General features: G+C 33.1%; 16 protein-coding genes. All 16 read left to right on the forward strand.

Translation table 11 applies throughout. The features are described 5' to 3' along the window. Positions 1–3 precede the first annotated feature (3 nt). Positions 4–1,047, forward strand: coding sequence for a UDP-3-O-(3-hydroxymyristoyl)glucosamine N-acyltransferase (lpxD, locus tag FF52_RS06690; RefSeq protein WP_008464038.1), 1,044 nt, complete (start codon positions 4–6; stop codon positions 1,045–1,047). Further along, on the forward strand, positions 1,040–2,428 hold the full coding sequence (locus tag FF52_RS06695) for a bifunctional UDP-3-O-[3-hydroxymyristoyl] N-acetylglucosamine deacetylase/3-hydroxyacyl-ACP dehydratase (RefSeq protein WP_008464039.1): 1,389 nt from the start codon (positions 1,040–1,042) through the stop codon (positions 2,426–2,428). Before lpxD ends, FF52_RS06695 begins: the two co-directional genes overlap by 8 nt. Before the next feature lie 74 nt (positions 2,429–2,502). Further along, positions 2,503–3,288 carry an acyl-ACP--UDP-N-acetylglucosamine O-acyltransferase gene (gene lpxA / locus FF52_RS06700; RefSeq protein ID WP_008464041.1) on the forward strand — a complete coding sequence of 262 codons (786 nt, stop codon included), beginning with the start codon at positions 2,503–2,505 and terminating at the stop codon, positions 3,286–3,288. 138 nt (positions 3,289–3,426) lie between these two features. Further along, positions 3,427–3,993: an elongation factor P gene (gene efp / locus FF52_RS06705; RefSeq protein WP_008464042.1), complete on the forward strand. Its 567-nt coding sequence runs from the start codon at positions 3,427–3,429 to the stop codon at positions 3,991–3,993. Positions 3,994–4,115: 122 nt separating this feature from the next. Continuing rightward, complete coding sequence (locus FF52_RS06710; protein WP_008464043.1) at positions 4,116–5,045, forward strand: UDP-3-O-(3-hydroxymyristoyl)glucosamine N-acyltransferase; 930 nt, start codon at positions 4,116–4,118, stop codon at positions 5,043–5,045. Between the two features lies 1 nt (position 5,046). After that, positions 5,047–5,409, forward strand: coding sequence for a nuclear transport factor 2 family protein (locus FF52_RS06715; RefSeq protein ID WP_008464044.1), 363 nt, complete (start codon positions 5,047–5,049; stop codon positions 5,407–5,409). Between the two features lie 86 nt (positions 5,410–5,495). Beyond that, complete coding sequence (gene sucD, locus FF52_RS06720; RefSeq protein WP_008464045.1) at positions 5,496–6,368, forward strand: succinate--CoA ligase subunit alpha; 873 nt, start codon at positions 5,496–5,498, stop codon at positions 6,366–6,368. 153 nt (positions 6,369–6,521) lie between these two features. Beyond that, a complete protein-coding gene (locus tag FF52_RS06725) occupies positions 6,522–6,950 on the forward strand; it encodes a hypothetical protein (protein ID WP_008464046.1) in 429 nt (142 codons plus the stop codon). Between the two features lie 437 nt (positions 6,951–7,387). Further along, positions 7,388–7,993 carry an RNA polymerase sigma factor gene (locus FF52_RS06730; RefSeq protein ID WP_008464047.1) on the forward strand — a complete coding sequence of 202 codons (606 nt, stop codon included), beginning with the start codon at positions 7,388–7,390 and terminating at the stop codon, positions 7,991–7,993. A 90-nt stretch (positions 7,994–8,083) separates the two neighbouring features. Beyond that, positions 8,084–9,199, forward strand: a complete 1,116-nt coding sequence (locus FF52_RS06735; RefSeq protein WP_008464048.1) for a FecR family protein — start codon at positions 8,084–8,086, stop codon at positions 9,197–9,199. A gap of 230 nt (positions 9,200–9,429) precedes the next feature. After that, on the forward strand, positions 9,430–13,152 hold the full coding sequence (locus tag FF52_RS06740) for a SusC/RagA family TonB-linked outer membrane protein (protein WP_008464049.1): 3,723 nt from the start codon (positions 9,430–9,432) through the stop codon (positions 13,150–13,152). Between the two features lie 11 nt (positions 13,153–13,163). Further along, positions 13,164–14,648 (forward strand): RagB/SusD family nutrient uptake outer membrane protein, encoded by a 1,485-nt coding sequence (locus FF52_RS06745; RefSeq protein ID WP_008464051.1) that lies wholly within the window; start codon positions 13,164–13,166, stop codon positions 14,646–14,648. 21 nt (positions 14,649–14,669) lie between these two features. Then, positions 14,670–15,533 (forward strand): zinc-binding metallopeptidase, encoded by an 864-nt coding sequence (locus tag FF52_RS06750; protein ID WP_008464056.1) that lies wholly within the window; start codon positions 14,670–14,672, stop codon positions 15,531–15,533. Between the two features lie 32 nt (positions 15,534–15,565). Then, positions 15,566–16,924, forward strand: coding sequence for a DUF4302 domain-containing protein (locus FF52_RS06755; RefSeq protein WP_008464058.1), 1,359 nt, complete (start codon positions 15,566–15,568; stop codon positions 16,922–16,924). 563 nt (positions 16,925–17,487) lie between these two features. Further along, on the forward strand, positions 17,488–18,234 hold the full coding sequence (gene fabG / locus FF52_RS06765; protein ID WP_008464066.1) for a 3-oxoacyl-[acyl-carrier-protein] reductase: 747 nt from the start codon (positions 17,488–17,490) through the stop codon (positions 18,232–18,234). Positions 18,235–18,314: 80 nt separating this feature from the next. Next, on the forward strand, positions 18,315–20,342 hold the full coding sequence (locus FF52_RS06770) for a hypothetical protein (protein ID WP_008464068.1): 2,028 nt from the start codon (positions 18,315–18,317) through the stop codon (positions 20,340–20,342). The last annotated feature ends 109 nt before the right edge of the window (positions 20,343–20,451 follow it).

Below are 20,451 nucleotides of genomic sequence, written 5' to 3' on the forward strand. Positions count from 1 at the left end.
GCGATGAAATTTACAGCAGAACAAATAGCAGGAATTTTAGAAGGAGAAGTTGTTGGGAATCCCAATGCAGAAGTTTCTAAGCTTTCTAAGATCGAAGAAGGTGACGAAGGATCGCTTACTTTTTTGGCTAACCCGAAGTATATCAATTATATATATACTACAAAAGCGACAGTAACAATTGTTAATGATAGCTTTATTCCTGAACAGGAAATTAGTACTACACTTATAAAGGTAGAAGATGCTTATGCAGCGTTTTCTAAACTTTTGCATTTTTATAATCAGGTAAAATTAAACAAAAACGGTATCGAACCTCAGTCGTATATGTCTGAAGGAACTAAATATGGCGAGAATTTATATTTAGGAAGCTTTAGTTATATCGGGCAAAATGTGGTTTTAGGGAATAATGTGAAAATTTACCCAAATAGCTTTATTGGTGATAACGTTGTTATTGGAGATAATGTATTCATCTTTGCTGGTGCAAAGATCTATTCTGAAACTGTAATCGGTAATAATTGCACAGTGCATTCTGGCGTTATTATAGGTGCAGATGGTTTTGGTTTTGCTCCAAACGAAAATGGAGAATACAGTAAAGTACCTCAGATTGGAAATGTTATCATTGAAGATAATGTAGATATTGGTGCTAATACTACAATTGACAGAGCAACTCTTGGTTCTACAATTATTAGAAAAGGAGTTAAATTAGACAATCAAATTCAGATTGCCCACAATGTAGAAATTGGTAAAAATACTGTGATAGCCGCTCAAACTGGTGTAGCTGGTTCTACAAAAATTGGCGAAAACTGTATGATTGGTGGGCAAGTAGGTATTGCAGGTCACTTAACAATAGGAAATAATGTTAGGCTTCAAGCGCAGTCAGGTGTAGCTAGAAACATTAAAGATGATGAAGTTCTGCAGGGGACGCCATCTCTTGGATATACGGATTTTAATAAATCGTACGTTCATTTTAAGAATCTGCCTAAAATTGTGGCTGAAGTTGAAGAATTAAAAAAACAAATAATAAACCCAAAAAATGGAAATAATGGTTAAACAGAAGACCATCAAAAATGAAATTTCGCTAACAGGAGTTGGTTTACACACTGGAAAAGAAGTTACAATGACTTTTAAACCTGCACCCGTTAATAATGGTTTCACTTTTGTAAGAGTAGATTTGCAAGGTCAACCAGTCATTGAGGCTGATGCTAATTATGTTGTTAATACTCAAAGAGGAACAAATCTTGAGAAATTAGGAGTAAAAATTCAAACACCAGAACACGTTTTAGCTGCAGTAGTTGGCTGCGATTTGGATAACATTATTATTGAATTGAATGCCTCTGAACTTCCTATTATGGATGGTTCATCAAAATATTTTGTTGAAGCTATTGAAAAAGCTGGAATCGAAGAACAAGATGCGCAACGTAATGTTTACGTAGTAAAAGAAGTAATCTCTTTTACTGATGAAGCAACAGGAAGCGAGATCCTTGTTATGCCAAGCGATGAATATCAGGTTACAACAATGGTAGATTTTGGTACAAAAGTTTTAGGTACTCAAAATGCTACTCTTAAAAGTTTAGCAGATTTTAAATCTGAAATTGCAAGTTCCAGAACTTTCAGCTTCCTTCATGAATTAGAGTCATTGTTGGAACACGGACTTATTAAAGGTGGAGATTTAAATAATGCAATTGTTTATGTAGATAAAGAAATCTCTGAGTCTACAATGGAAAATTTAAAGAAAGCTTTTGGTAAAGAAGAGATTTCTGTTAAGCCAAACGGAGTTTTGGATAACTTGACTTTACACTATCCAAACGAAGCTGCAAGACACAAATTGCTTGACGTAATTGGAGATTTATCTTTAATTGGAGTTCGTATTCAAGGAAAAATTATTGCTAATAAACCAGGACACTTTGTAAATACTCAATTTGCAAAGAAATTGGCAAAAATTATCAAAATAGAGCAGAGAAATCATGTTCCTACTTATGATTTACATCAAGAGCCATTGATGGATATTCATAAAATCATGTCTATGCTGCCTCACAGACCGCCATTCTTGTTGATTGACAGAATTATCGAAATGTCTGATCGTCACGTAGTAGGATTGAAAAATGTTACTATGAATGAGAATTTCTTTGTTGGTCACTTCCCTGAAGCTCCAGTTATGCCAGGTGTATTAATTGTAGAAGCAATGGCACAAACAGGTGGAATATTAGTATTAAGCACTGTTCCAGATCCTGAAAACTATTTGACATATTTCATGAAAATTGATAATGTTAAATTTAAACACAAAGTATTGCCAGGTGATACTTTAATCTTTAAATGTGAGTTAATTTCTCCTATCAGAAGAGGAATTTGTCATATGCAGGCTAACGCTTATGCAAATGGTAAATTAGTAACTGAAGCAGAATTAATGGCACAAATAGCAAGAAAACAATAATAAATTATCAAATTTATTGTTTAGGTTTGTTGCTTCAAATTAGAATATTTTAATTAAAAATATAAAACATACAGATGAATCAACCATTAGCATATGTTCATCCAGGCGCAAAAATCGCTAAAAATGTTGTAATAGAGCCATTTACAACAATCCACAATAATGTTGTTATTGGTGATGGTACTTGGATTGGTTCAAACGTGACGATCATGGAAGGCGCTCGAATTGGAAAAAATTGTAATATTTTTCCGGGGGCTGTAATTTCTGCGGTACCACAAGATTTAAAATTCGGAGGTGAGGATTCTCTTGCCATTATTGGTGATAATTGTACAATTAGAGAATGTGTAACCATAAACAGAGGAACAATTGCTTCTGGTCAGACTGTAATTGGTAACAATTGTTTAGTAATGGCTTACGCGCATATTGCTCACGATTGCGAGATTGGAAACAATGCAATTATTGTAAATGGTGTTGCTTTAGCAGGTCACGTGGTTGTTGGAAATCATGCTGTTATCGGAGGTTTGGCTGCAATTCACCAATTTATCCATATTGGAGATCACGCTATGATTTCTGGTGGGTCTTTGGTTAGAAAAGACGTTCCGCCATACACAAAAGCAGCAAAAGAACCATTATCATATGTTGGTATTAACTCTGTTGGTTTAAGAAGAAGAGGTTTTACAACTGAAAAGATTAGAGAAATTCAGGAGATCTATAGAATTTTATATCAAAAGAATTATAATACAACTCAGGCTTTAAGTATTATTGAAGCTGAAATGGAAGCAACTCCAGAAAGAGATGAAATTCTAGATTTTATTAGAAATTCATCTAGAGGAATTATGAAAGGTTATTCAGGGAACTACTAATTATTTTAGTTCCTATAACTATCGGATAGATTTCTGAACTTTGAAAAGAATTTGAAATAAACATTAAATAAAAATGAAGATTGATTCTATGTAAAGAATCTGAAATCTACATTATAAAATCTAAAATAAAAAAACAAAATGGCATCTACATCAGATATTAGAAACGGATTGTGTATTAAATTTAATCACGATATCTATAAAATTATTGAATTTCTTCACGTAAAACCTGGAAAAGGACCAGCTTTCGTAAGAACTAAATTGAAAAGTTTAACTTCTGGAAAAGTATTAGATAATACATTTTCAGCAGGACACAAGATTGACGTTATTCGTGTTGAAACACATACATTCCAGTTTTTATATCCAGAGGGAGATGAATTTCACTTCATGAATGCTGAAACGTTTGAGCAGATTTCTTTGAACAAAAATATTTTGGATGCTCCAGAATTATTAAAAGAAGGTACAAACGTAATGGTTCAAATCAATACAGAAACTGATTTGCCTTTATCGGTAGATATGCCAGCATCTGTTATTCTTGAAGTAACTTACGCTGAACCAGGTGTAAAAGGAAATACTGCAACTAACGCTACTAAAAATGCTACAGTAGAAACAGGAGCGAACATCAATGTTCCTTTGTTTATTAACGAAGGTGATAAAATTAAAATTGATACGGCTACAGGTTCTTATATGGAGCGTGTAAAAGAGTAGTTTTTTTGATTAAGATAAATTTGACAATGAGTCAATTAGATAATAAGTGAATCGACATAATTTTGTATATTCACATTCTAATTGACTCATTTTCTAATTGACAAATTTTCTAATTATACTATATGAAATTTCCAAAGAGTCATTCTTTACAAGAAATTGCCAATTTGCTTAATTGCAAATTTATTGGCGACAAAGACTTTCAAATTTTAGGCATGAACGAGATACACGTTGTGGAGCCTGGAGACATTGTTTTTGTTGACCACCCAAAATACTATGATAAAGCTTTACAATCGGCAGCGACAATTGTTTTAATAAACAAAGAAGTGGAATGTCCAGAAGGTAAAGCCCTTTTAATATCTGACGACCCGTTTAGAGATTTCAATATTCTTACCAAACATTTTAAACCGTTTCAATTTGCTAATGTTGCCATTGCACCTTCTGCAGAAATAGGAGAGGGTACTATAATTCAGCCAAATACATTTGTTGGAAATCATGTGAAAATAGGTAAAAACTGTTTGATACATTCTAATGTGTCAATTTACGATCATACTATAATCGGTGACAATGTAATTATACATGCTGGAACTATTTTAGGAGCCGACGCTTTTTATTACAAAAAACGTCCTGAAGGTTTTGACCAGTTGGTTTCTGGAGGGAGAGTTGTTATTGAAGATAATGTTGGTATTGGTGCTTTATGTACAATCGATAAAGGAGTTACTGGAGATACAACTATCGGTGCAGGTTCTAAATTAGATAATCAAGTACATGTTGGCCATGATACCGTAATTGGAAAAAAATGTCTGATTGCTTCGCAAACTGGTATTGCAGGTTGCGTGATTATAGAAGATGAAGTGACCTTATGGGGTCAAGTTGGTACAACAAGCGGTATAACAATTGGAGCAAAAGCAGTTGTTATGGGGCAAACGGGTGTAACAAAATCAGTTGAGGGAGGAAAATCATATTTTGGAACCCCAATTGAAGAGTCTAGAGAGAAATTGAAACAATTAGCCAATATCAAGAAGATTCCTGAAATTTTAAGTAAATTGAAGTAATATGTCTATTAAAGAGTTTGTTCAGAAATTTTATAAGTCAGATGCCCTAATTGATAGCGAAATTTTAAAAACATATCTGCATCCTGATGTAACGCTTGAATGGAACAGCAGCAAAGGTTTTATTCAGATGGATTATGATTCGATAATTGAAATGGCCAATGAGCTTAGCCGCGCCTATGTACGTTCTAAGGTTAGAATTAGTCATATTATTAGTGAAGATGATTTAGTATCAGTGCGTTACTCTCATTTTGTGAAAACAATCGAGAATCCGAGAGAGGAGATGCTTTTAGCGCATTTCGCAACCATTTGGCAAATAAAAGATGATAAACTTTATAGAGGTTATCAAATGAGTCAATTTTCTTAATATTTTTTTGACAATAAAAGAGTCAAAATACATTACAAAACCTTATTTTTGCAACACAAATTTAAAAACTACATAAAATATATATCATGAGTGTTTTAGTTAATAAAGATTCCAAAATAATTGTTCAGGGATTTACAGGAAGTGAAGGAACTTTCCACGCTTCTCAAATGATTGAGTACGGTACTAATGTTGTTGGAGGTGTAACTCCAGGAAAAGGTGGTACTAGCCATTTAGATCGTCCAGTTTTTAATACAGTAAAAGATGCTGTTGACCAAGCTGGTGCTGATACTTCTATCATTTTTGTTCCGCCAGCTTTTGCTGCTGATGCAATTATGGAAGCTGCTGATGCTGGAATTAAAGTAATTATTGCTATTACAGAAGGAATTCCTGTAGCAGATATGATTAAAGCAAATAATTATGTTAAAGAAAGAAATTCAAGATTAATTGGTCCAAACTGTCCAGGTGTAATTACTCCAGGTGAAGCTAAAGTTGGTATTATGCCAGGTTTCGTTTTCAAAAAAGGAACAGTTGGTATCGTTTCTAAATCTGGAACTTTAACTTACGAAGCTGCTGACCAAGTTGTAAAACAAGGATTAGGAATCACTACAGCTATCGGAATTGGTGGAGATCCAATTATTGGAACTACTACTAAAGAAGCTGTTGAATTATTAATGAACGATCCAGAAACTGAAGCTATCATCATGATTGGTGAAATTGGTGGTCAATTAGAAGCTGATGCTGCAAGATGGGTAAAAGCTGATGGTAACCGTAAACCAGTTATTGGTTTTATCGCTGGAGAAACTGCTCCTGCTGGTAGAACAATGGGTCACGCAGGTGCAATCGTTGGTGGTTCTGATGATACAGCTGCTGCTAAAAAACAAATCATGAGAGAGAACGGAATTCATGTTGTTGATTCACCAGCTGAAATTGGTAAAAAAGTAAAAGAAGTACTTGGATAATTTTCAAGTCTCAAAATAACAAATTTTAAAAAAAAGTCTCAATTTCTTGTTGAGACTTTTTTACATTTTAAAGGCTGAGGCATAAATAAAATAAAACTCAGCATCGATCCCGATAGCTATCGGGACAGTATCTCAGAAGCTTAAAAAAGAATTATGTACAAAGAATTAGAAAAATTTAAATCAACAAACAGTTTTACTTTTACTGTAAATGATAGTTTAGAAGAAGCTTGCAACGCGCCAGAAGGAAGCGCTGGAATCTTTATCGTATATGCTGTTGAAGGTGATACAAAAGAACTGATTATGGTTGGTTCTACAGGAACTGTTCAGAATGACGGAACTTTAAAAAGCAAAAATGGCGGACTTTATGATAAAATCGTAAACGGACATCAGTTTGCGAAAACAGGAAGAAAGTATTCTTGGCCAGCTCAAATGAAATTAGAGAATATTTCTGAGCTTGAAGTAGTTTGGTATGAAACTTTTGCGGGTGATGCAAAAGCTATTCCAACTGCTGTTGAAGGGCAAGTTTTGCAAAATTTCTTAGATGAAAATGCTAAGTTGCCAAGATGGAATGTAGCTTTTTAGGAAGTTAGAAAAATAGAATAGAAAAAGCCTTACTGTTTTCAGTAAGGCTTTTTTGTTTTTAAAGCGCTAAATCTAATTCTGTTAATTAAAATTTAAATTATAGTAAATTTTAAGTTTAGTTAAAAAAGTAGGGTAAATACTGATGAATTTGGAAAAATGAGCAAATTTTAGCGAATTATTGGGTTTTAATCATTTGCTTTTCTATATTTATCACACAAAAACAAAAAATAATGTTAAAATATGGTTCTTTTGTGATAGATAAGGTTTGATAGAATGTAAGGCGCTTGCTTAACTTTTTGTTAAATTATAGTTTGTTACAGATTCATTATAATCGTTAAGAATCAAATTTTAAAAGCAATATTAACCCCTTTGCAATTAATCCCTTTTTATGATTGATTTAAATTGATTCGATTTTTTGCGCACCTAAGTATTTTTGTATGAGCCAAATTTTAAAGAACAAGGTTTTAGACGATTTTATTCTATGGAACAATTTGAAAAATGGTAATGAGAAATCATTTTCGTTACTTTTTGAAAAATATTATAGAGACTTAATCAGTTATGGTAATTCACTTTGCCCGTATACTGAAAAAGTGCAAGATTGTATTCAAGATGTTTTTGCTGATATTTGGCTTTATCGAGATTCTCTTCAAGATAATGTTATAGTTAAGGCCTATTTGCTTTCTAGTGTTAGAAAGAGAATTGCGCGTTTGCATGAAAGAGATCATGTGTTTAGAAAAACCACCACAACAGACGTTTTGGAGTTTCTTTTTGATTTTTCTATAGAAAATAGTTTGGTAGAAGATGAAGTAACTGCCGAACGTGTTCTTCTTTTAAATAAATTATTAAACGATTTGCCAGGCCGCCAGAAAGAAGCCTTGTATTTACGCTATCATCAAGGTTTATGCGTAGATCAGATAGCAGATTTGTTAGATGTAAACTATCAATCAGCTAGCAACCTTTTACACCGTGGTTTGCTAACTCTTCGTAAAGAATGGAAGGGCAGTATTCCGCTTCTAGTCCTTATATCCTCAGGGGTTTTTTAAAAATTTAAGAAAAAATCAAAAAAAAATCTTAAATAAGTGAGTATATAATATAAAAACTGTCCTCTATGTTTTTGTAACCTTAATAGTAAGATGCAAAAACGTAACAATTATATCGAAATAGAAGACTTCTTAGCTGATGAATCTTTTCAACTATGGATTTTATCAAAAGTTGATGAACAAGGCTGGGAAGAATGGACTTTAGAAAATCTTCAGAGAGCCAAGCTTGTCGAAGACGCGAGACTTGTGTTGTTGGCAATGCGAGTTCCAGAGTCTAATCTTTCTTCAAATGAAGTTCATGAAGCCTTGCAGCAAACTTGGCGTAAAATTGAGCAGAGAGAAGAACTTTCTCAAGAAACTTCAAAAATTAAGAAGCTAAAAAAACAAAGATACTGGATTAGTGGTGTTGCTGCCGCTATTTTGGTTGGTATATTTTCTGTATGGTTTTTTAAAACTAACATGACAACTACTGATAACGTAGTTACTTATAACGAACTTATTCAGGACAATAATGAAGGTTTAGTAGAACAAACCAACAATACTGAAAAATCGCAGATAATTACTTTGTCTGATGGAAGTTCGGTGTTATTGCAGCCCAATAGTAAATTAAGTTACCCTAAAATCTTTACCGGAAACGAAAGAAAGGTGTATTTATCCGGCGAAGGTTTCTTTGAAATTAGTAAAAATCCTAAAAAGCCTTTTTTTGTTTACGCTAACGAGATCGTAACTCGTGTTGTTGGTACTAGCTTTAGAATAAAAGCTTACCCAGATCAGCAAAATGTCGAAGTTCTTGTTCGCACCGGTAAAGTTAAGGTAAAATCTAACAATTTAGTTCATAATGTTGAAAATGAGGAAATTGTTCTTCTTCCTAATCAAGCATTGCGTTTTGTTCGTAAAGAATTGCTATTTAACAAAATAACAAATATTACGCAGGATCCGATTTTAGTTAGCAGTGTTGGAAATATAGAGCAATTAAGCTTCGAATTTACAGATATACCTGTAGCGCAAATTCTTGAAACCATTGAACAGGCTTATTTGGTAGATATAGATTTTCCTCACGACAAATTGAAAGATTGCCGATTAACTACTTCATTAAGCGATCAGCCACTGGCGGAAAAGCTAAAAATAATTTGTAAAAGTATCGGTAACGATACTAATTATGAAATGAATGGAAATCAGATTGTAATTACGACTTCTGGCTGTAACTAGAATTCTTAATTCAATTAAAATAAAAACAAAGAAAATCCAAAATTAAACTAATTAAAAAACTAAAAAATAATTTGTAAGTGCCTATGTAAAAAACTAATACATAAAAAAAGTGCCGAGAATGCTGTAACATTATCGACACTTAAATCTGAGTAAATTACTCTCTGTAAAGGGTAATTTATGATGTTTCTTAAAATACACTCGAATAGTATTAATCAAAACAAACCAAAATTATGAAAAAACCTGTTGTCAAGCAACGATTACTTCACCAAATCATGAAAATAACGCTGTTTCAGTTTGTGTTAGCGCTTGTGTTTTCGAGCGTTACTCTCGCAAATAATGTAAATGGGCAGAAAAAATTAGATACTAAAGTAACTATTACAGTTGATAACTTAACTTTAGACAATGCTTTATCGAAAATCGAAAAGTCTGCTCGTGTAAAATTTTCCTATAACTCAAGACTTCCTCAGCTTGGAGAGAAAGTAAGTATTGAAGCAAACCAAGAAACTCTATCTAGTATTTTGAGCAGAATATTGGTTCCTTTTAATATTACTTTTTCTGAAGTGAGTAATCAGATTGTGCTTCAAAAAAGTGCTGTTTCTTTTTCAAATTCAAATAATCATGATTCTTTGTTTGAAATTTTGGCTTTCGGACCAATTATCAAAGGAAAAGTGACAGATCAAAGTGGGTCGCCTCTTCCTGGAGCTACTGTTTTAGCAAAAGGAACAAAAACTGCTGTATTAACAGATTTTGATGGAAATTTCTCTATTGAAATGCCTGCTAACGTAGACCGTTTGGTTATTTCTTATGTAGGTATGGAGACAAAAGAAATCGGAATTAGCAATCCTACACCAACCGTAGTTTTAACAGAAGCAGGACAAAATCTTAAAGAAGTTGTCGTTACAACTGGATATGAAAAGACCTCAAAAAGAACATTTACAGGAGCAATCAGTAAAATTTCTGGAGCTGAGTTAAAAGTGGATGGTGTTGTCGATGTTAGTAGAATGATTGAAGGAAAAGCGGCAGGGGTTACAGTACAAAACGTTACAGGAACATTTGGTACAGCACCTAAAATTACAGTTCGTGGATCTTCGTCTATTTTTGGAGATACAAAGCCTTTATGGGTTATTGATGGTGTTGTTCAAGAGGATATCATCAATTTAACATTTGCAGATTTAGCATCTGGTAACTCAGAAACATTATTGAGTTCATCTGTTGCAGGATTAAATGCAAACGATATTCAAAGTATTGAAATTCTTAAAGATGCGTCTGCTACTTCTATTTATGGTTCAAGATCTTTAAATGGAGTAGTAGTTGTTACAACAAAACAAGGTCGTAGAGATTCTCCTCTAAAAGTTACTTATTCAGTTGAAAATACAGTTAGAACGGTACCAAACTACACGCAGTATGATATTTTAAATTCTCAAGAATCTATGAGTATTTTAAAAGAGATGGAACAAAAAGGTTTCCTTGATGTACCGTCTACATTGCAAGGCAGATATGGTGGTGTTTACAATATTTTAAGCAGAGCAATCAATACTTACGTTCCAGAGACGGGAGGATATTTAGTAAATAATGATCCTGTAAGCAGAAATAATTTTTTAAGAAAGTATGAATTGGCTAATACAGATTGGTTTAGTGTTTTATTTAGACCATCTATCACACAAAATCATTCATTAAGCTTTTCTGGTGGAGGAAAAAATAATACTTTCTATGCTTCTTTAGGTTATTATTCAGATCCAGGATGGACGATTGCTGATAATGTGAAACAGTTATCATCCAACATTAAAGGAACATTTTTTGTAAACGATAAATTAAACATTACTTTCTCAACTCTAGCATCTGTTCGTGATCAAAATGCTCCAGGTAGTTACGAAAGCCAGCAAGATGTTGTTTTTGGTAATGTTACAAGAGATTTTGATATCAATCCATTCAATTATGTTTTGAGTACCAGCAGAACATTAAGACCTTATGATGATAATGGTAATTTGGAATATTACAGAACAAATTGGGCGCCAATGAATATCATCAATGAGTTAGAAAACAATATTTTGGATATTAAAGTAAAAGATATTCGTTTCCAGCTTGATTTAGATTACAAGATCAACAAAAACTTAACATACAACCTTGTAGGTTCTGCACGTTATGCAAATACTTCAAGAGAGCATAAAATTTATGAAAACTCGAATGTAGTGGGAGCTTACAGAGCGGGCACAGAATATGGTGCTGACGGTGTAAACACAACAGTTAGAAACGCAAATATATTTCTGTATAAAGATCCAGATGATTTAACAGCACAGCCAATATCTGTATTGCCAAATGGTGGTTTTTTAAGAAAGTTTACAAACGATATGACGTCTTATAACATTAGAAATAGTGTTACATATAGAAATACTCTAGCGGAAAAACATGAATTAGAAGGTTTTTTTGGAACAGAATTACGTTCTGTAGATAGAAACAGCGATAATTTTACAGCGGCAGGACTTCAATATGATAGAGGTCTTACAGCGTTCACCGATCCTAGATTGATTGAAAAAATTATAAATGAAGGGAATTCATACTATGGTTTTAATGAAGAAAGAGAGCGAACAGTTGGTTTCTTCGGTAAAGTAGGATATACTTACGATCGTCGTTACACAGGATCTGTAACAGGACGTTATGATGGTTCTAATAGACAAGGAAACAGCGGTTCTTCTAGATGGCTTCCTACTTACACATTTAGTGGTAAATGGAATGTTAAAGAAGAAAATTTTATGAAAGATGTTGATAAAGTAAACACTTTGGCATTGAGAGCTTCTTACGGACTTACTGCAACTGCAGGGCCTGCGACCAATTCATTAGCAATTTACAAAAGCTACATTACAGATCGTTTAGGGCTTTCTGATAGAGAAACTGGAATTAGTATTGATGAATTACAAAATGGAGATTTAACTTGGGAAAAACAGTTTGAAACAAACATTGGGGTTGATTTAGGAATGTTTAACAATAGAGTTCAGTTAACTACAGATGTTTACAGCCGTAAAGCTTTTGATTTAGTAGATTTTGTTGTGACTTCTGGAATTGGAGGTCAAAAAATCAAACAAGGTAACAATGCGAATATGGAAACCAAAGGTCTTGAAATTGGGTTAACTACTCAAAATATTTCTACAAAAGACTTTAAATGGTCAACAACTGTAAATATGTCTGTTTTTAAACAGGAGATTACAAAATTAGAAAATCAGCCAACAGTATTTGATTTAGTCGATGGTAACGGAGGTAATGCTATTGGTCACCCAAGAAATTCAATTTATTCATATCAATTTACAGGTTTAAATAATCAAGGATTACCAACCTTCATCATGAAAGATGGAGAAACTGATAATGTAACTGGCGCTAATTTTCAAGATAATGAAAATGCTACCGATTACTTGAAATATGAAGGCTCCATAGAACCAAATAAATCATTTGGTTTTGCGAATACTTTTACATACAAAAACTGGTCATTATATGTATTTGTTGTGGGATCTGGAGGAAACAAAGTGCGTTTAAATCCAGCATTTAGCAGTCAGTATGATGACTTAACTGTTTTTACAAAAGATTTCACAAATCGTTGGATTAATCCTGGTGATGAAGAATTTACAAATGTTCCAGTTATTGCAGATAAACGTTTGATTACTAATTATGGAGGAACAAATACATTAGGACGCGCTTACAATACTTATAATTATTCTGACGTGAGAATTGCAGACGGAGATTTTGTTAGATTGAAAAACGTATCGCTTAGCTGGGAATTTCCAAGTGATTTCAAAAGAAAGTTAGGAGTGAGTACATTTACATTAAAAGGTTCAGCGGTTAATCCTTGGCTGATTTACTCGGATAAGAGATTAAACGGACAAGATCCTGAATTCCGTAATACAGGAGGTGTCGCATTTCCTATTACGTCACAGTACACTTTTGCAATTAACCTTTCATTTTAATTTAGCTGACTATGAAAAATAAAAAATATATAAAAGTAACTTTATCATTTTTAATGCTGATAAGTCTTGTTAGCTGCGATGATTTTCTTTCTGAAATACCAGATAACAGAACTCAGATAGATACTCCAGAAAAAATATCTGAACTATTGGTATATGCTTATCCACAGGCGTCGTATATGGATTTGGCTGAAACAATGTCAGATAACGTTGGAGATGGAGAATTAGGTAGTATAGCTATCAAAAATGAACAGAGCTATAACTGGGAAATGCATACTGAAACTAATATTGATACAGAAAACTATTATTGGGATGCCTGTTACCGCGCTATCGCACACGCAAACCAAGCTTTAAAATCAATAGAAGAATTAGGAAATCCCGCTACACTAAATCCTCAGAAAGGAGAAGCATTGCTAGCAAGAGCCTATTCTCATTTTATGTTAGTAACTTTTTGGTCAAACCGATATAATCCATCGACAGCGCAGACAGACTTAGGTGTTCCGTATGTAAGAGAACCAGAAACACAATTGATAAAAAATTACACCAGAAATACTGTAAAAGAGGTGTTTGACTTTATTGAAGCAGATATAGAAGAAGGATTAAAGTATGTAACGAACAATTACAAAGAACCAAAATTTCATTTTAATATCGATGCTGCAAAAGCTTTTGCAAGCCGTTTCTATTTGATAAAAGGAGATTGGGATAAAGTGCTTCAAGTTTCTGAAGGACTTGGGTCGAAACCTGTTGGAAAATTAAAAGACTATGCAACATTGTCAAGTCTTGCACCAGATATTCAGTTTATTGAGTATGGGAAATCTTCTTATGCGGCCAATTTATTAATTGTTTCGGCGAACTCACTATTAGGAAGATCTGCAAGCAGTAGTAATTTCTATTTGTCAGATGACAAACAAACAGAGTTATTTAGAACACAAACCAATCCGTATAATAAAACATGGTTGTTTGATTTTTATAGCTATAATAGTAGCAGAACATTGTTTACGCCAAAATTCGAGGAATATTTTAAATACACAAACTTAACAGCGAATATTGGTGAGCCTTATGTTGGAATCGTTCTTTTATCTAATGACGAATTTTATCTAAATCGTATCGAGGCTTTGGTAATGAAGGGTAGAATTGCCGAAGCAAATACAGAATTAGAATATTTTTTAGGAACGAGAACAACAGGTTACAATGCAACGACAGACAAACTAACAGAAGCAAAAGTGGTTTCTATGTATCCTGTAATTGCAGATGAGTTTACTCCATATTATACCATGACACCAGTACAGACTTCTTATGTAAAAGCTATTGCCGAAGCAAGAAGAAGGGATTTTGTGCACGAAGGTTTAAGATGGTTTGATGTAAAACGTTTTAATTTAGTCGTTAACCATGCAACTTTCGGAAAGCCAACCAACACATTAGTTAAAGACGACAAACGAAGAGCAATGCAGATTCCACTTAGCGCATCAAACTATGGTGTAGAAAAAAATCCAAGATAAAATTCAATTAAATTTAGTACGATGAAAATATTAAAACAATATAAAGCAGTATTATTAATTGTAGGTGTATTAACAATTACATCTTGTGCACACGAAGATCAGCCAAGAGAAAGTCAGTTAGATTATACTCAGCCAACAAAAACAGAATTGGATAATTGGATTACAGCCAATTATCTTAGCCCTTATAATATCAACGCTCAGTATAAATGGAATCAAAATACGGTAGATAATAACCGATTTTTATTTCCTCCAATGGTAAATAAAGTGAAGCCTGCATTAGAAGTAGTAAAACAAATCTGGCTAGATAGTTATACTGAAATTGGTGGTGCAGATTTTGTCAAAAAAGTAGCTCCAAGAGAAATTGTTTTAGTTGGAGGTGTAAACTCAAACACAAATGGTACAAGAACATTAGGTATTGCAGATTCTGGGCAAAGAATTACGCTTTTTGAAGTAGATTACTTAAATAAAACAAATCGTGCCAATGTAACGGAATTTGTGCATACTATTCAACACGAATATGTACACATACTGAATCAAAACAAACCGTTTGATGAGCAGGCTTGGCAGAAAATCAGTCCTGGAGATTATACTGGAACTTGGCATTTAGAAGTTTTGGCAACTTCAAGAAACCTTGGATTTGTGACCAATTATGCTAGAAACAATATTATTGAAGATTTTGCAGAGACGGCTTCTACAATTTTGACAAGTACAAAAGCAGAATATGCAGCAATTCTTGCCAGTATTACAGATCCTGCAGGTAGAGCAAAACTGCAGCAAAAAGAAGCGATTGTTGTGCAATATTATAAAGACGCTTTTAATATTGATTTCTATGCTTTGAGAGATGCAGCAGAAAGAAATACAACAAAAGTTATAAATAACAATTAACCTTAATAGTGTATAACTAAAATACTAAGTTTATGAAACCAAAAAATATATTTAAGTTCCTGACGACTGCTGTTTTAGCAATCTTATTATTAGGTTCTTGTTCGAATGATACAGATGCAGAAAAACTGTTTGATAAAACTCCTGTTGAGCGTTTAAATGCTCAGAAGAGTGAGTTAAGTACTACTCTATTAGATTCAGAATTTGGATGGAAAGCTATTTACTTTACGGATGACACCCAGCTCGGAGGGTACACACATTTGTTTAAATTTTCTGCAGATGGGAAAGTGCAAATGGCTTCAGATTTTGATGATGATACAGCGGTTTATCAAAGCGATTACAATGTAGTTTTAGGAAGTACTGTTAGCTTGTTGTTTGATACATATAACAGAATTCATTTGCTTTCAGATTCAAATAGTTATCCTACTACTGCTTTAAGAGGAAAAGGTTATTTAGGAGATTTTCAATTCTTATACTATGGACAAGAAAATGGAGATATCCTTTTTAGAAGTAACCGACTTGTGAGAGAAATTCGCTTTGTAAAAGCAACGGCTCAAGATTGGGCAGATCTATCTAAAAATTTAGATACAGAAGCAAATTTGGTTGGCGGAATCAATAGTCCTCTGTTTAAGTTATTAGAAATTAAAGATGGAAGTACTACTAAGAAATATGATTTCTCATTTTCTCCTGTAACAAGATTTTCTACTTCAAAATCTATTGATGCAGGTTCATCAGAAGTGATCAGTAGAGGAGTGGGATACACACCAACAAGCATTGTTTTAAGTCCTGCTATAGTTGTAGGCGGGCAAAATTTGACCAATTTTGTTTATAACCCTGCAGATGGAAGTTTTACGGCTACAGGAACAAATGGAGTGTCGGCTGCGATCAAATACAGTAATGCGCCTCTTGTACTTACAGATGATTATAAAGTAACACTTCCTGCTGCTGGAGCACCTTCTACAGCATTTGGTTATATAGCGGCTAATCTATCAACAGCACCAACAAATTCACCATTGTGTTTGCAGCTTTTAAATGAAATTAATGCCGCGCTTCCTTCAACACAAAAAGTAAATCGTGTTCAATTTACTTTCTATAACAACGGAACTGCAGATATAATGTATAGTTTTACAGGCGGAAAAGCAACTTTCTATCATAGAGTAACTGTAACAGAAGATGCTGTGAATAAAACTATCATTTTAAAACATTCATTATGGCATAATGGTACATCAGTTATTGCTGCCCAGGCTTTAGTGAAAAATCTAGATGATAAGCTACTAGATCCTAAAGGTCTGTATGTAACAAAAGAAAGTTTTAGAATTCAGTTTACCAATACCATCTATACTTTTACAGGTGCATCAAGCAGTTTTAGAATCACTACTTACGCATTCCAATAGTTAGTTAAATAATTTTGAATGGTTTTTATTTTAAAAAGAGCAACTCAATTTGAGTTGCTCTTTTACCAAAGATAATTTCTGCATTAAAACAATCTAACTTTTATTAATAAATATTTATGATAAAAAAAATATTGACACCAGCAACTATTGCAATTTTCTTATGGGGAGCTATTCTCTTACTTATAAATCAATATTACTACGAATACGTTAGATATTATTTGTATATCTCCATAATCGTAATTTTTCCAATCATGATTTGGAATCTTATCAAACAATGGAAAAAAGATAAAGTTGAGGAAACAAAAGAATTTAAATCTTCGATTTTTAGAATGCTAATTATGGCGGTAGTCATGATTGTTATATTTTTTATTACGAAACAAAATCACATTTAAACTTTTTAGTTTTGTTTTTTTATTTTGGGGGAAAACAGCTCATTTCATGAGCTGTTTTTTTTTGTTTTGTTGACATCGAAAATTCTTAAGCCAAATTTTGTATTACAAATTTTATTAAACGCCCAAATAATCTATATTTGTAATTCAAAAAATAAAAACGAATACCTTAATATGAAATTACTAGAAGGAAAAGTTGCAATTATTACTGGTGCAAGCCGTGGAATTGGAAAAGGAATTGCTGAAGTTTTTGCTAAGCATGGAGCAAACGTTGCTTTTACATACAGCTCATCTGCAGCATCTGCAGAAGCTTTGGAGGCAGAATTAAATAGTTTAGGCGTTAAAGCAAAAGGATACCAATCTAACGCAGCAGATTTTAACGAAGCTCAAACTTTTGTTGATGCTGTTTTAGCAGATTTTGGAACTGTAGATATCTTAATCAATAATGCTGGAATTACAAAAGACAACCTTTTAATGCGTATGTCTGAGGCAGATTTTGACCAAGTAATTGATGTAAACTTGAAATCGGTTTTTAATATGACAAAAGCGATTCAGAAAACTTTCTTAAAACAAAGAGCTGGATCTATCATCAACATTAGTTCTGTTGTTGGAGTTTCTGGAAACGCAGGTCAGACAAATTATGCAGCTTCTAAAGCCGGTGCAATCGGATTTACTAAATCTGTAGCGCTTGAGTTAGGTTCTCGTAACATTCGTTGCAATGCAATCGCTCCAGGTTTCATCGAAACTGAAATGACTGCAAAATTATCAGAAGATGTAGTAAAAGGATGGAGAGAAGGTATTCCATTGAAACGTGGAGGAACTCCAGAAGACGTAGCAAATGCTTGCCTTTTCTTAGCTTCTGATATGAGTGCTTACGTAACAGGACAAGTTCTTAACGTTTGCGGAGGAATGCTTACCTAATAAGTTGATTGTTGATGGTTTGTTGTTTATAGTTCACAACCATAAACTTTAAGCTAAAAACCATAAACTTAAAAATAAATATGACGACAAACACGATTCTTTTATTATTGCTTTCTTTAGTAATTGCTGGTGGTTTATCGTACTTTCAATATTTTTTCAAAGCCAAAAGTAAATCCAATGTGATTATACTTTTGGCTTTTTTACGTTTTCTAGCCATTTTCGGATTATTGGTTTTATTGATTAATCCGATAATTTCTAAAAATTCTTTAGAGATTACCAAAACGCCTTTGGCAATTGTAGTTGATAATTCGAGTTCAATCGTTGCTTTAAAATCAGATAAAAAAGCGGTAGAATTATATCAAAAACTGGTTTCAAATCCTGCATTAAAGGAAAAATTTGAAATCCAATCATATCAATTTGATAACGATTTTAAAACTTCGGATAAATTTGATTTTAAGGGAAATCAAACCAATTTAGACGAAGCAGCAAAGAATTTAAAAAGCATCAACAAAAATCTGATTTTCCCGACAGTAATTATTACCGACGGAAATCAAACTACAGGAAACGACTATGTGTATAGATTCGATCCTGTCAATAAAGTTTATCCTTTGGTTGTGGGAGATACAACCACTTTTTTTGATTTAAAAATCAATCAATTGAACGTAAATAAATACGCGTTTCATAAAAATAAATTTCCTGTAGAAGTTTTTCTGCAATATGCCGGCGATAAAACGGCCAATGCAGAATTTACCATTACACAAGGAAATACAGTTGTGGCAAAAGAAAAACTTTCTTTCTCACCTTCAAAAAAGACAGCTTCTTTAAATTTGCTTCTTCCGGCTGATAAAGTTGGTTTACAGATTTATAAAGCTAGCATTCAATCTTCGGTTAAAGAAAAAAACAGCTATAATAACCTCAAAAATTTTGCAGTTGAAATTATCGACCAAAAGTCGACAATTGCTATTGTTTCAGCAATTAATCATCCAGATATTGCATCTTTAAAACGCTCGATAGAAGTTAATGCACAGCGTAAAGTAATATTAGTTAAGCCAAATCATATTAACGACTTACAGGATGTTTCTGTTTTGGTTTTATACCAGCCAACAACTGCTTTCAAGCCGATATTTGATAATAATAAATTAAAAGGCACAAACACCTTTATTATAACAGGAAACAATACCGATTTCAATTTTTTAAATCAGCAGCAAAATAATCTGATTTTTAAAATGAGCAATCAGCGAGAAGATTTTCTAAATGAATTCCATGCAGATTTTAATCTGTTTGCAATTGATGATATTGGTTTTGAAAATTTCCCAGCTTTACAGAATCCGTTTGGAAATATAAGTACAAATGGAAATGTGTCTGTTTTGCTTTCATCAAAAATAAGAAACGTTTCTACAAATGCTCCATTATTGGCTTTCGCCGAAAACCAAGGCAAAAGAACTGCTTTTCTTTTAGGAGAAAATAGCTGGAAATGGCGTTTGCAAAGCCATGTTGATAACCAGTCTTTTGAAAAGTATGACGTTTTTATTGATAAAATCGTTCAATATCTAGCATCATCGGCTTCAAAAAAATCTTTGGTAGTAACACACGAAAGTTTTTATAACTCTGGAGAAGAAATTATCATCAATGCACAGTATTTCAATAAAAATTACGAGTTTGATGAAAAAGCGCGACTTACAATTAGTGTTGTAAATGCAGCAACCAAACAAACCAAAAATTACGATTTACTAAAAGGAAGTAATTCTTTCTCAGCTAATTTGGAAGGACTTCCAGCTGGAAAATATAATTTTACAGTAAAAGAATTAAACTCAAATACGTCGTACGCAGGCCATTTTGAAATTTTAGATTTTGATATCGAAAAACAATTCGTAAATCCAGATGTTCAAAAATTACAGCAATTGGCGCAGCAGACTGGTGGAAAAGCTTTCTTCGAAGATCAATCCGATCAATTGATAAATACACTTTTGGAAAACAAAGAATACAAATCGATCGAGAAAAATGTTTCAAGTAAAACTCCAATTATCGACTGGGTTTGGTTATTGATTTTGATTGTTGCTTTATTGACTACAGAATGGTTTGTTAGAAAGTATAATGGGCTTTTATAATGCATCATGTAAAGTCCCTACGAGACAAAGTGCGTCAACTTAAGGGGTACCGATTTAAACTCTACGAGAATTTTATTCCTAGAATTTTGTTAATTATTCTGCTAAATAG

Source organism: Flavobacterium sp. F52, from assembly GCF_000278705.1.
Classification (GTDB): Bacteria; Bacteroidota; Bacteroidia; order Flavobacteriales; family Flavobacteriaceae; genus Flavobacterium; species Flavobacterium anhuiense.

Bases quoted from the DNA above. Each gene is read 5' to 3' on its own strand.
- fabG (WP_008464066.1), top strand. From the start codon at position 17,488: ATGAAATTACTAGAAGGAAAAGTTGCAATTATTACTGGTGCAAGCCGT.
- FF52_RS06750 (WP_008464056.1), top strand. From the start codon at position 14,670: ATGAAAATATTAAAACAATATAAAGCAGTATTATTAATTGTAGGTGTA.
- FF52_RS06695 (WP_008464039.1), top strand. From the start codon at position 1,040: ATGGTTAAACAGAAGACCATCAAAAATGAAATTTCGCTAACAGGAGTT.
- lpxD (WP_008464038.1), top strand. From the start codon at position 4: ATGAAATTTACAGCAGAACAAATAGCAGGAATTTTAGAAGGAGAAGTT.
- FF52_RS06710 (WP_008464043.1), top strand. From the start codon at position 4,116: ATGAAATTTCCAAAGAGTCATTCTTTACAAGAAATTGCCAATTTGCTT.
- sucD (WP_008464045.1), top strand. From the start codon at position 5,496: ATGAGTGTTTTAGTTAATAAAGATTCCAAAATAATTGTTCAGGGATTT.
- FF52_RS06770 (WP_008464068.1), top strand. From the start codon at position 18,315: ATGACGACAAACACGATTCTTTTATTATTGCTTTCTTTAGTAATTGCT.
- FF52_RS06725 (WP_008464046.1), top strand. From the start codon at position 6,522: ATGTACAAAGAATTAGAAAAATTTAAATCAACAAACAGTTTTACTTTT.
- FF52_RS06735 (WP_008464048.1), top strand. From the start codon at position 8,084: ATGCAAAAACGTAACAATTATATCGAAATAGAAGACTTCTTAGCTGAT.
- FF52_RS06740 (WP_008464049.1), top strand. From the start codon at position 9,430: ATGAAAAAACCTGTTGTCAAGCAACGATTACTTCACCAAATCATGAAA.
- FF52_RS06755 (WP_008464058.1), top strand. From the start codon at position 15,566: ATGAAACCAAAAAATATATTTAAGTTCCTGACGACTGCTGTTTTAGCA.
- efp (WP_008464042.1), top strand. From the start codon at position 3,427: ATGGCATCTACATCAGATATTAGAAACGGATTGTGTATTAAATTTAAT.
- FF52_RS06715 (WP_008464044.1), top strand. From the start codon at position 5,047: ATGTCTATTAAAGAGTTTGTTCAGAAATTTTATAAGTCAGATGCCCTA.
- FF52_RS06745 (WP_008464051.1), top strand. From the start codon at position 13,164: ATGAAAAATAAAAAATATATAAAAGTAACTTTATCATTTTTAATGCTG.
- FF52_RS06730 (WP_008464047.1), top strand. From the start codon at position 7,388: ATGAGCCAAATTTTAAAGAACAAGGTTTTAGACGATTTTATTCTATGG.
- lpxA (WP_008464041.1), top strand. From the start codon at position 2,503: ATGAATCAACCATTAGCATATGTTCATCCAGGCGCAAAAATCGCTAAA.